This is a genomic window from Cellvibrio fibrivorans (genome assembly GCF_031457055.1).
Classification (GTDB): domain Bacteria; phylum Pseudomonadota; class Gammaproteobacteria; order Pseudomonadales; family Cellvibrionaceae; genus Cellvibrio; species Cellvibrio fibrivorans.
The window spans coordinates 255,673-268,021 of sequence record NZ_JAVDVX010000003.1 but is presented as its reverse complement, the minus strand read 5'-3'; the positions used below and the strand labels follow the sequence as shown (position 1 = coordinate 268,021).

The following is a 12,349-nucleotide window of genomic DNA, read 5'->3' as shown; positions in this document are numbered from 1 at the left end:
TAAATATTCGGCACAAGATTCAAAATTTTTCTATTCAAATGGGACGCATCCGTTGCGAGCCCATGTATTTCGAATCAATAGTTACTACACAACTTGTATTCAGTATTCAAATTAATTGCGCGAAGGATAAATTCCCTCCAGTGCGATAATAAAATTCATACCCAAATACGGGTTGCGGATTGGCACAGGCAAGTTATTTCCTACCGGCGTGACGGTAACTCCGGCGGCAAATGGTTTGAGTGTTACATCAGGAGTATCCGCAGCGTATAGAGTACCTGCCCGTCCCGCAGCCGCCACTGGCCCAAGATTGAGATTTGCAGCAGGTGCTCCCACCGCTGTTGTGCTCGCTGCAACAGCCGGGATCGCCACATTCACAGCTACCGTTGGAGCATGGCTAGGTAATTGGCCAGTTGTAAGGGAGACATTCTCTGTACCTGACACTTGACCCAATGTGATGTTAGTTAAACCTGCACCGGTACCCGTACCTACCGGACTACGGCTTTGCAAGTTAGGTAATGCAAAAGTGGTTACACCATCGCCACCGTAATTGGTTCCCAACAGCGAGAACAAAGCAGAGTTGCTGGAAATTGCCAACAATTGACCGTTACAGAATGCCCAACCTCGCGGAGCATAAGTACCAGCAAACATGCGAATTTCACCCATAAATGGATCAGCCATCATTTTCTCCTTAACTAGTTTTAGGTTTACTTAATGTGTACAGAATTTACTCCTTGTGTTTTTAATAACGCCTGATTTTTCATCAGGCTAATCAAAAAACAGCACAACTCCCAATAAAAACTCATGCTTTTGCAATAAAAAAACGTGAATCAATCTTGACTGATATTCAAAAAAACACCGATTTGTATTTTCTTATGCCCAAATTGCGTCACCCAAAATACCCATACTTGAGTTTATAAGAATTCGGTTGTGCATCCTATTACGCCCCATAACAGGAGACAAAATTAATGAGCAAACAAGCTCTACTACCACAACAATATGTCATGTGTAGTAGATGATTCGGATAATGCAAACCCAAGATTCAGGTAAAGCTTTTTTGCGCGGGTGTTTTGTTGATCAACGGCAAGGCGCACAGGCCGCCTCGCTTGATCAGCCAAATGTTTAAGCGCACGCAATATACTTGACCCATAGCCTCTGCTACGCATGGAGGGCAAAAAAGCAATATCGATCAGATGCAGACTATCGGAAGTATTATTCAAGATTAATTTTCCAATAGGTTCTGCAAACAGATGGATAATAAATGTTTCTGCCAAAGGAAAGGAAGCGCCATAAGAAGCCTGCTGCAGGATGAATTGTTGCTTTATCAGCAAATCCACTTGCGCTTTTGGCAGTGGCATTTGATAGAGAAATACACGTGTAGAAAAGAACAAGGTTTCTGCAAAGGCTTGGTCTTGCGGCTGCAGCTCGCGCAGGTGCAACCCCAGCGGCAAAGAAATGTCATTGAGCATTTATAACTGTCCCTATCGAATTATTAGTTAACACCAACAAACGATTATAAGTAGAAGAAAGGTGTGCTTGTATTTTTTCCTGCTCTTGTCGCGTAAACAAAGACTGCTTCTTTTCTGCATCAGGTAAAAACACTTGCCCCGGACTCTTTGAATGAAACTGCATGCGAGCTTGTATTTTAAAAAAACCAAGCTCATCGAATGCAATTTCTAAAAACTGAAATAGTGTTGTTATAGTGTCAACATTCAACTGACAGTAATCAACTACGAGTCCGCCCTGCCCAGGATAACAATCGTGCATTGCCCATAACAATCCATGCAATACCTGCACTCTTTTCGCCAACAGCGTACCTGCATCATCCCAACCAGCAAATACCGGATGATAATCTGCCAAGCTCGGATCACCAATCATATGCCGCCCTGCCGAGCGATGATGTGAAGCCAAAATCTCCACCGGATTGCGCACCAAAAAAACCACCGGCACTTGCGGGTAATTTGCGCGAATCAAATCCCAACGGAAAATATCCCAGGCATTCCATTTAATAACAACATCTGGCCGCGTAGGAAATACACTCGCTTGTAAATTGATAAGCTGCTGCAGATGTTGTTGCTGGGCAGCCTCTTTGAGCGTTTGATCTAGCAGGATTTCGGTTAACACCGGGGATTCAGAAAACACGCAAGTAGTATCTAACTCGGACAAACAACCGGAAATCAGCGTTGAACCGCAACGGGATAAATGAAAAATAAATCCTGCCGGTGTTATGGGCTGCACAGCCTGCGCTTGAACATCCAGCGACGACAAAGCAGTTTTAGGTGTAATGAATTGATTAACTAAAACAGTTTGTCGATAACGGGAAATAGTTTCATCCTGAAATGGCTCAGTGGCATGTCCGGCAGGCAAGCACCAATGAATGCAGCGGTTTTTTGCATGATAGCGATAAGGCAACCAATTTCCTGCCAATTGAATTTTATCGCTATCTAAAACAAGTTGGTTTAGTTGCGCCAATTCAGCGAGTAATTGGTCATCGCTGAGCGTTGTTTGTTGCCACAATTTTTTAATGACAGACAACAACTCACTGACAGAAACAGCCTCCTGACAGCGCTCCAATTGTGCGGGCGAACTGATCAATTCACAGTAAGCCGAAAACAACTCACTCACTGCGATACTCCCGAACGAATTTGCTCGCACAACCATTCATTGGCAACACAATCGATTACCAAATTAATTCTGTCTTCCGTACCGCGATTATAAACTTCATGTACCTGATCCGCATTGAAGTACCACAGCTCGCCCGCGCGCATAGGAATTATTTTGTTATCAACGATAAAACTCACCGCAGCGCTGGTGTGAATCGGCACATGCAAACGCGCCTCACCAAATTCGATGCTTAACTCATGATCACGATGGGGTTTTATTTCTGCGCCGGCTTTTAAGCGCATTAAACGCGCGGCTTTAATGGGGCATTGCAGCTGATTAAAAATGGAGGCGATTGCCGGGCACTGCTCCAACACCGGCAAGTTTTCCCAGTCATCGCCATCGGCAATCGCAAAGCCTTGCAAGACAGGATGTGCATTCAGATGTTGCCGCTGGCAGCGTAAGGGCAACACATCCCAACCACCGGCATAATCATTTTTATTAACGTGATCAACCCAGACGTCAACGAGCGGGGAAATGTGCAGCAGTGCTTCAACCTCCGCTTGCAGTGCACCAAGTTGAATAGCGCAAGGGAGTTTTACAAAGGAAACAACAGGATTTTCCATTCACAATGCTCTTATTTATTGAATGAAATCCTTTTCTGACGAATACCTCTACCCACAAACAGATTTACAGAATCGCAACCAGCAAAAACGGCAAGCCGATAAACGCCACTAGTGTGGACACTAACACCATAGCAGCTACTTCTTCTGGATGGCGATCATAACGCAACGCCAGTAAATAGTTGAATACTGCTATAGGCATGGCAGATTGCAATAACACAATATTACGCGAGACGCCTGTCAGCCCCATTAATTCGCACACGACAAACCCGAATAACAACCCACCACCTACACGTAGAAAGCTAAATAATAGGCTACGTTTCCAAAAATGAATTTTTAATGTTGCAAGTGATACACCCAGTGCAATCGTCATTAACGGGATGGCGATGCCGCCGAGCAAGTCGAGTGTATTGCTAATCCAACGCGGCAATTCGGTGTGCGTAACGAGCAAGATGACTGCGATGATCATTGCATAAATCACCGGCTGTTTGGCGATTGCCTCCATGCGTTTAAAAATCCCGCCTTCACTGGTTGTCACTAACAGCAGGCCCACGGTAAAGGTTGCAACCATCATCACCATAAACGAGCCCAGCGCGAGTGCCAAACCGGTTTGACCGTAGGCAAATAAACATAACGGTAAACCCATGTTGCCGTTGTTGGGAAAAATTAAAGGTGGCAGATAAGTACCAATTTCAAGTTTCATCCAGCGCAATAACGCCCAGCCAAATAAACCCATAGCGGTCATAACGATAGCAGTAGCGAGCGCGACCTGCCCCATCACCGCTGGCTGCACATCGACCTTTGCCATCACACTAATGATCAAACAGGGGGTGCCTATATTCATCACAATGCGAGAGATAAAGTCCGAGGGAAATTCAGTGCCTGTTTTACCCCAGATAAAACCCGCGCCGACTGAAATCATAATAGGCGCGAGAATAGCGAGCAGTTCGCTCAACATAAGAGAATCCAAAATCTACGATGAAAGGCGCATATATTACCGGCACAAGCTGATTGACGATAGCAGGTACAAGAATCAAGTTGTTTTCAGTAACTGCCTCATCAAACTGAAATAATACTATCCAGGCGATGTCATTTTCACTCTTATCACTCATTAACTCCGCAAGCCATAGGCAAAATTTATAGCCTTTTGATTGTGAAGCCAAAACATCTCGGATAAAAACGCGTCCCTAATGCCAGTAGCCGTGGCATTTTTTGCGCGATTTTTACTTTGACTTCAGAGGTGGGTATGTCTCAAAAAATAAAAAAGGTAGTGATTGCTGGAGGAGGAACATCAGGTTGGTGCACTGCTGTTTCTTTATCACGTCATTTAGGAACCCTATTAGATATTACATTGATCGAGTCTGCTGAAATCGGCACGGTAGGTGTAGGCGAAGCGACATTCCCGACTATTTGTTCTTTCCACAAAATTCTGGGCATTGATGAACAGGAATTTTTAAATGCAACCCTGGGTAGCATCAAGCTGGGTATTTCCTTTGAGAACTGGGCCCGCAAGGGCGACAGGTACATCCACCCTTTTGGCACATTCGGGAAGTCAAACTGGTTGGGGGACTTTCATCACTACTGGCTGGCCGCCAAAGCTCGCGGCTATGATGGTTCGATTGACGATTTATGCTTCGAGTTGCAGGCTGCTAAAGCCCATAAATTTGCGCTCACCGAAAATCCAAAACTGAATTATGCCTATCATTTTGACGCAAGCCTTTACGCAAAGTTTTTGCGTAAGCTTAGTGAGGAAAAAGGTGTGCGTCGCCTTGAAGGAAAAATAGTTGGGGTCAAGCAACATCCGGATACGGGTTTTATTGAGTCTGTGGTAATGGAATCAGGTGCGAGTATTGAAGGTGATTTTTTTATCGATTGCACAGGATTTCGTGGATTACTCATTGAGGAAACCTTAAAGGCCGGTTACGAGAAGTGGGGGCATTGGCTGCGTAATGATAGCGCCGTAGCTTTACAAACTGAATTTTCTGGCGATATCCCGCCTTACACGCGCGCCATTGCGCATGACAGCGGTTGGCAGTGGAAGATTCCGTTGCAGCATCGTCAGGGTACAGGCCATGTTTATTCCAGTTCATATATTTCTGATGAAGATGCAAGAAAAACCTTGTTGGAAAATCTGGATGGAGACATACGCGCAGAACTTCGCCTGCTGAAATTCCACACAGGGCGCCGCAAGCAATCATGGGTCAAAAATTGTGTTGCGATAGGCTTGGCCGGTGGATTTGTTGAGCCGTTGGAATCAACCAGCATTCACCTGATTCAAATAGGCGTGATCAGGTTATTGCAGTTATTTCCATTTGAAGGATGCAACGAGCATTTGATCCGACGTTACAATGACCTCGCTCACGCCGAGTACGAATGGATTCGGGATTTTATTATTTTGCATTACAAAGCGACTGAGCGCGACGATACCCCTTACTGGCGCGACTGCCGTGATATGTCCATCCCCGATTCGCTTGCAGAGAAGATTGAATTGTTTAAAGCAACCGGTCAAATCTACCATCATCCCGATGATATTTTTAGAGTAACTTCCTGGCTCCAGGTAATGTTAGGGCAAAGAATAGAGCCGCGCAGTTATCATCACATTCCGCACGCGATGAGTGATGAGAAAATTTTTGCCGGTCTTATCTCAATAAAATCGAATATTGCCGCCGCTGTTGAAAAATTACCTTCACATGCTGACTTTCTCAAAGCCTATTGCTCGGTAAAATAATCTGTATACACTCGGAACTCGCGTTGAGTGAGTTCCGAATGATGTGTGTGTCATAATTAGTCAGCTCCATCACTCTGATGCTATTAATTGACTCTCACGACACATTATTACTTATGCAGAATCCTCTTTTTGGTGACGCCGGCAAGCCTGCGAAAAAATCCGGTAAAGTCGTAGAGCCAGCGATTATCGATCCGGCGTTGATCGAACTCGCACAAAGCCTGCCTGCGCATCTACGTCTGGGTACCTCTTCGTGGAATTATCCGGGTTGGAATGGCTTGGTGTGGAATGGCGAATATCCCGAAACCAATCTGTCGCGCTACGGACTCGCAGCTTACGCACAGCACCCGTTGTTTCGCACAGTGAGTGTTGATCGCAGTTTTTATCGGCCACTAAACGTCGCCCAGTTTGCAGAATATGCATCGCAGGTGGGACAGCATTTTCGCTTCGTCGTAAAAGCGCCGAGTTTAATCACCGATGCGTTGGTACGCGACGAATCCGGACGCGGCATGCGACAAAACCCGAATTTTCTCAATGCAGAACAGGCGGTGCAGATGTTTGTTGAACCGGCCTTGGAAGGCTTAGGGCGCAGACTCGGGGCATTGGTATTTCAGATCAGCCCCTTACCCACCGCATGGCTTGGGCAAATGCCGAAATTGATCGATCGATTACACACTTTATTAAAAGCCATTCCCGATTTAAAAAGCATCGCACCTGATGGCGTTGTCGCAGTAGAAGTGCGCGATCCACAATGGTTAACACCACAATTTGTCGATGCACTGCGCGATACCGGCGCAACCTATTGCATGGGCTTGCACGCCAAAATGCCGCGCATCACTGAACAACTTCCGATTTTGCGCGCACTTTGGCCAGGGCCATTGGTATGCCGCTGGAATTTGAATCCACTACATGGCGCCTACGGTTATGAAGATGCACAAGCACTCTATTCGCCTTACGACAAAATGATGGATCCCGATCCGGAAACGCGCGCAGCCCTGGTGCGGGTAATTTCCGGTACCGCACGCGCCGGGCAAAATGTTTTTGTTACGCTGAGCAATAAAGCAGAGGGGTCAGCGCCGCTTTCCGTGATTGAATTGGCAAGGGCGATTCGGGCGGATAATCACCCGAGTGGAAACACATAAACGCAGCGTGAAATAACTAAAAACCCGGCACAACGATGCCGGGTTTTTATTGTTGAAACCTAAAACAAACTCTTCGCCACAATGCGAATCTCTTGCACGTTGCTCATCACAAACGTGAGTCCACCAGCGACCACAGAATTTTCCGGCTCTTCCAATTTTTGGTAGGCCGTTAATTCCTGAATGGGTGGCAAATCGGTTTTGGTGTGGGTTAATTTGAGCGAGTGATACAAGCCAAGGTTAATCAGATCGCTAAGATTAGGTGGGCCGGGGCTCTCGCCTTTCCAATTGCCAATCTCCTGCACAACCTTGAGGTACTGCTCATCCACTTGCCACTGCTTGAGGGTAATTACGCCGAGGGATTTTGCGTATTCTCGGCAGAGCGCGACATATGCCGGGATATCAGGGGTATCGTCACTGTTTCTAAACGCTGAAAGCACAGCCAATGTGCCCACTTCACTCAAAAGTGCCGCCATAAGTACATTGTCGGGCAGTACATTTTTGAAATGCATATGCTTGGCAATATAGGTACTCACACTCGCCTTCAATGCCAAGCGACGCCAGGCCTCTAAGAAAAGCCGTTTGTGTTTTACCGAATGCACCGAGAACAAACTTTTTATCGAGTGCACCATGGTAATCCGCTCCACTTGATTCATTCCCAGCAGGCGAATCACATCGAGCAGGTTTTGCGGCGGTGTTTGGCTACCCACTAAGGGGCTTGATGCATATTTCAACAACACCGCTGACAAGGCGGGGTCTTTGGCCAGCAGCCTGCTCAATTCCATCATGGAGAGATCTTGCTGCCCCATGGCTTTGCGGATTTCAAACGTAATAGACGGCAGGCTCGGCAATTGCTCTTGACCGCTTAATAGATCGCCGATCACACCGCGATACACCGAATAATCTGATTGAACTGCTGTCACGCTGGAATCCATAGCACACACATTGGTAATTAGAGAGTATTTGCCGCCAAGCGTAGCAGATTTGCCCGCAGGGGTAATCATTGTATTCACTCAACTTAATCTCACCCGCCAGATTACCTAACAACCACAGTGCCAGCCAATCTCCGCTAACCACTATTTAAAATCCTTAAAGGGAGGAGGCGACTTTTTTGCTTAATATATAAACAATTAATATAAACGTCACAGACATCAGGCACATTGGGAATGTTTGGTGATATGACTTGGATTAAATCCAGATTAAGGGACACACAGAATGCGGAAGGCGTATTTTCTGATTGGCACTATCTGTTTGGCCTGCGTGACGGCCTTTATAAGTGCGCGATATGTAGGGTTAGCTCCTGCAGAGGATAAGATTCAAAACAGCGCAACCGCGCGCGCTCACACCCAATTGACCGCCGCCCAGCCACCGGAAAAGTATCCAAAGGCACAGACTACACCCTTCCAAACTCACTCACCTATCGCGCCCTTGCCGCATCATATCGATCAAAGTATCGATACGCCTCCAATGGCTATCACCTCCTCCCTGATTAGTGATAACAGCAGGCCTATTGATGAACAAGAGCTCGCCGAGACAGCCCAAAAACTCATTACATCTGCTGACAGGCTATTTGCAGTAGACATTGATGCCGCACAACTATCTGGACTAAAACCCAACACCGTTATCAATCTGGATTTACCGCAAATTGGTTTGGTTGATTACATCATCCAGGACATTTCATCGCAAAACGGAATTACCAGTTTATCGGGGCACATCAATGGTGATAGCAATAGCATTCGCGGCATTCACATAAGCTGGAAAGACAATGCCATGTTTGGCTCCATTTCAACACCCCATAACGTGCTTCACCTCGCCACAATCAATAACAAACACTTCCTCTTTATCGCCAACCCGGAACTCACCGATTAATCACAAAAAAGGAGATTCACAATGAAGTATGTATTTATGTTGCTCTTTGTATTTTTTTCAAACCTGAGTTGGGCACAAAATAAAGTGGATGTACTGGTACTGTATCCCGATACGGTAGCAAATGTTTTAGGCAATAATGTTGCCGTACAGGCTGCAAACTTTATTAACCAAGGTAACTCAGCGTTTACCAAATCCAATATCAATATACAACTCAACCTGCTAGATTCCGTACAAATTAGTGGTTATTCAAATACCGCATGTAATTCATCGGTAGTAAGTAGCCTTGAAACGAATACTGAAGTTACCAATTTACGTCGATTCCACAAACCGCATGTCACTATCTTGCTGTGCGACAGCCCGACCAACAATATCGCAGGCAATGCCAACTACCCATCGACCGTCGGGAGCGGCGGCGCTCCCAAAGCACTTGCTGTTGCCTTGTATTCGCACGCATACACTTTTGCGCATGAACTTGGCCATATATTAGGTGTTGGACATGGAAAAATATCCGGCAGTACCACACATACAGGCGTGCCAATTAGCACATCCATGGGGTACGGTGTTGCGGACAATTACAGAGACGTGATGACCTACCCGAATGCATTTGGTAACGCGGTGCAGTATTTATTTTTTTCCAATCCAGCGATAAAAACGTGTATCGGACAAACCAATACCACCTGTGGCACTAATGAATACAATGCGGCAGGTGGTATACCGACTGTTTACACGAATTATGTGAGCAAATACAAAAGCCATTGGACAAACCTACAACCCACCCAGTTAACAACATTTAAGTTTGATATACCCAACCCTATTGGCAGCATGAAAATTGAGATGATATATCCAACCCGCAAGCTAATATGCAACCCATCTTATGCTGCACAAATTTATTCCTGCGAACACAAAACCTTTTCAAGCGGACAACATATTTTCCAAATTACTGGCCAAGGCTCGACATGGAAATATGAAAGCGGAGTTTGCCAAGCTGGCACCGATGCAAGCCAAAAAACCTGTGCTTACAATGTCACCGTAGCAGATCACAATAAAACTATTTTAATGAGCGCAAAATATAACGGGCCACCTTTACCAGAAACAACAATCACTTTTAATGCAAATTTTAATATATTGGGCGGTGGCAGCACATCACTCTCCCTGTATGACAATGGATTAAAACTCTGTGAGTTCCGTTATTCATGGAACGAAAGTATCAACACCTGCACCATCACCTTACCGAGATCTAACGCTCGACTCGAATTGCGAGGATCGGTACTGGATCGATTTGAGTGGAGCGATCACATTAATAATAATTACAATAATTATGGTAGTTGTGATCCGCAAGATGACTCCAATTACACACCAAGTTTGTGCAATATTAACAATCTGAATGGAACCCCCATGACTAAAACGTTCTCTGTCTGGGTATATGATTAAAATTCAATTATCAACACAGGCAACAATCATCCTCTGTTGCCTGTATTACTTATCCTCACCCTCTTAACAGCGCGTACAACCGCACACTGCAAGAAAATTGTAATAATCGCTTGTTAGGCTTTGGATCCATTTAAGTGCCATCCAAACCTTACAAGCGGTATTGATTGTATGAAAGAAACATCTCTTCTTATTGTTGTATATGTCTTTTTTTTGCTCGGCATCGCTGGATGCGATACCACTGCGAGCGAATCAAACACAGAAATAGTAAAAAATGAAGCGCCCGCCACAGATACGGTAATGGCACTACCGGAAGTTGTTCCCGAACAAAGAGTGACAGTCTCAAACGACATCATTACCAATCTCGAAGCGCCCATCCCCTCACAGTGCTACACCAAAACTGAGAATCGCCACAACCCCTGCTACACATGCCATCAAATGTATGACCGAAGCAAAGGCGAGTTTCGCATGAATGAGTTGGATGACGGAGGCTTACAAGGTGCTTATATTTTTTCTGAGGATGGCTTGAGTAACCATTGGAAGAATCTGTTTGTTGATCGTCAGGATTGGATTAACAGCATCAGCGATAGCTCAATTCAAACCTATGTAAATACCGAGAACTACAGCCAACTCCCAAATGATCTGACCGCGCGCAACTGGAAAGGCTTTATTCCTGATTTGCAAAATTTCCACCAGGCCGCCGCCGCCTTTGATGAGCAAGGCATTGCGAAAGATGGCAGTCACTGGATCGCGTTTAATTACAAACCTTTCCCCGGCACTTTCTGGCCCACTAACGGTGCGACAGACGATGTAGTTATTCGTCTACCGGCGCAGTTTCGCGAAATCAACGGCCAATACAATGCAGCGATGTATTTTTTAAATTTATCGCTGGTTGAAATAAACATCAAACAACTGGCGAACATCAGTATCGCGCCGCAAGATGAAAAGGAGCTGGGCATTGATTTGGATGGCGATGGCAATCTGGGCCAAGCAGTGCAACTGGTAAAACGCGATCAATATTTGGGCGATGCAGCGCAGGTAGCGGTTATCCCCCAACAATATCCGGAAAATACCGAATTCATGCATTCAGTTCGCTACGTAGGTAATGATGAACAGGGCAATATTTTTGTGCCCGCGCGCATGAAAGAACTGCGCTACATGAAAAAAATTCGAGCTCTGGAACAATACGATGTCGCCAGCCGCTACGCGCGTGAACGCAAAGAAAAAAATCTGGAGCAATTGCCCAACTTCAATGATCACGGCGAACTGGGAATGGAAAATGGGTTTGGCTGGATGCTGCAAGGCTATATAGAAGACCACGATGGCAAGTTGCGTCCGCAAACCCATGAAGAAACCTTCTTTTGCATGGGCTGCCACGCCGCAGTGGGCGCCACTATCGACCAAACATTTGCGTTTGCACGCAAAGTCACCGGTGCGCAAGGCTGGGGCTACATCAACTTGAAAGGCATGCTGGATGCACCCAGTGTAAGTGAACCCGGTGGTGAAATTTTGCATTACTTACAGCGCGCCGGTGGCGGCAGTGAATTCCGCGAAAATCCGGAGATGCTCAGCCGCTGGTTTACCGAAAACGGGATTGTCGATACCGAAAAAGTGAAATCCGCCGATGTGTACAAATTGATCTCCCCTTCGCGGGAACGCGCTATGCAGTTGAATAAGGCTTATACCCACATAGTGCGTCACCAAAGTTATATTTATGGGCGCGATGCGACTTGGCTGACCGCAAACAATGTGTTTGAAACCATCGATGAATCTGAACCACCCCTTGCGCCGGAATTTCGTTTTTACAATTGGGATCTTCGTTTGGACTGGAGCAGTCTCCAGTAGATTAAATGGCAAAATTGAACAAATAAAAAAGCACTGTCGCGAAAGCGGCAGTGCTTTTTTATTTTTACTTGCTAAACATCGCGCTGAAACCACACATGGAGACGGCAACGAAAATTAAGTGC

At 45.8% G+C, this 12,349-nt stretch carries 12 protein-coding genes; 5 read left to right on the top strand and 7 right to left on the bottom strand.

The window, feature by feature from the left end; all coding sequences use genetic code 11:
• Positions 1–111: 111 nt before the first annotated feature.
• The 6 genes from J2X05_RS09775 to J2X05_RS09750 all read right to left on the bottom strand — a co-directional run bounded on the left by J2X05_RS09775 (position 112) and on the right by J2X05_RS09750 (position 4,333).
• Positions 112–678 carry a phage tail protein gene (locus tag J2X05_RS09775; RefSeq protein WP_310071905.1) on the bottom strand — a complete coding sequence of 189 codons (567 nt, stop codon included), beginning with the start codon at positions 676–678 and terminating at the stop codon, positions 112–114.
• 305 nt (positions 679–983) lie between these two features.
• A complete protein-coding gene (locus tag J2X05_RS09770) occupies positions 984–1,466 on the bottom strand; it encodes a GNAT family N-acetyltransferase (RefSeq protein WP_310071903.1) in 483 nt (160 codons plus the stop codon).
• Positions 1,456–2,622, bottom strand: a complete 1,167-nt coding sequence (locus J2X05_RS09765) for a sulfotransferase family protein (protein ID WP_310071901.1) — start codon at positions 2,620–2,622, stop codon at positions 1,456–1,458. Before J2X05_RS09765 ends, J2X05_RS09770 begins: the two co-directional genes overlap by 11 nt.
• Positions 2,619–3,224: an aspartyl/asparaginyl beta-hydroxylase domain-containing protein gene (locus J2X05_RS09760; protein WP_310071899.1), complete on the bottom strand. Its 606-nt coding sequence runs from the start codon at positions 3,222–3,224 to the stop codon at positions 2,619–2,621. The genes J2X05_RS09765 and J2X05_RS09760 overlap by 4 nt, the downstream gene beginning before the upstream one ends.
• A 64-nt stretch (positions 3,225–3,288) precedes the next feature.
• Positions 3,289–4,179 carry an AEC family transporter gene (locus J2X05_RS09755; RefSeq protein WP_310071896.1) on the bottom strand — a complete coding sequence of 297 codons (891 nt, stop codon included), beginning with the start codon at positions 4,177–4,179 and terminating at the stop codon, positions 3,289–3,291.
• On the bottom strand, positions 4,109–4,333 hold the full coding sequence (locus J2X05_RS09750; RefSeq protein ID WP_310071894.1) for a hypothetical protein: 225 nt from the start codon (positions 4,331–4,333) through the stop codon (positions 4,109–4,111). The genes J2X05_RS09755 and J2X05_RS09750 overlap by 71 nt, the downstream gene beginning before the upstream one ends.
• 134 nt (positions 4,334–4,467) lie before the next feature.
• On the opposite strand from J2X05_RS09750, the gene J2X05_RS09745 reads away from it, so the two are divergent.
• Entirely contained in the window at positions 4,468–5,949 is a 1,482-nt protein-coding gene (locus J2X05_RS09745) for a tryptophan halogenase family protein (protein ID WP_310071891.1), read from the top strand.
• Between the two features lie 113 nt (positions 5,950–6,062).
• Positions 6,063–7,088, top strand: coding sequence for a DUF72 domain-containing protein (locus J2X05_RS09740; RefSeq protein WP_310071889.1), 1,026 nt, complete (start codon positions 6,063–6,065; stop codon positions 7,086–7,088).
• Positions 7,089–7,147: 59 nt separating this feature from the next.
• Here the strand turns inward: J2X05_RS09740 and J2X05_RS09735 are convergent, their stop codons facing one another.
• On the bottom strand, positions 7,148–8,089 hold the full coding sequence (locus J2X05_RS09735) for an HDOD domain-containing protein (protein ID WP_310072530.1): 942 nt from the start codon (positions 8,087–8,089) through the stop codon (positions 7,148–7,150).
• A 211-nt stretch (positions 8,090–8,300) separates the two neighbouring features.
• On the opposite strand from J2X05_RS09735, the gene J2X05_RS09730 reads away from it, so the two are divergent.
• The 3 genes from J2X05_RS09730 (at position 8,301) to J2X05_RS09720 (ending at position 12,227) form a co-directional block, all read left to right on the top strand.
• Complete coding sequence (locus J2X05_RS09730; protein ID WP_310071887.1) at positions 8,301–8,954, top strand: protease inhibitor BamI-like protein; 654 nt, start codon at positions 8,301–8,303, stop codon at positions 8,952–8,954.
• A gap of 21 nt (positions 8,955–8,975) precedes the next feature.
• Entirely contained in the window at positions 8,976–10,385 is a 1,410-nt protein-coding gene (locus tag J2X05_RS09725; RefSeq protein ID WP_310071886.1) for a M12 family metallo-peptidase, read from the top strand.
• A 168-nt stretch (positions 10,386–10,553) separates the two neighbouring features.
• The gene (locus J2X05_RS09720; RefSeq protein ID WP_310071885.1) at positions 10,554–12,227 is read left to right on the top strand and encodes an Aq_1262 family (lipo)protein; all 1,674 of its coding nucleotides are present in this window, start codon (positions 10,554–10,556) and stop codon (positions 12,225–12,227) included.
• The last annotated feature ends 122 nt before the right edge of the window (positions 12,228–12,349 follow it).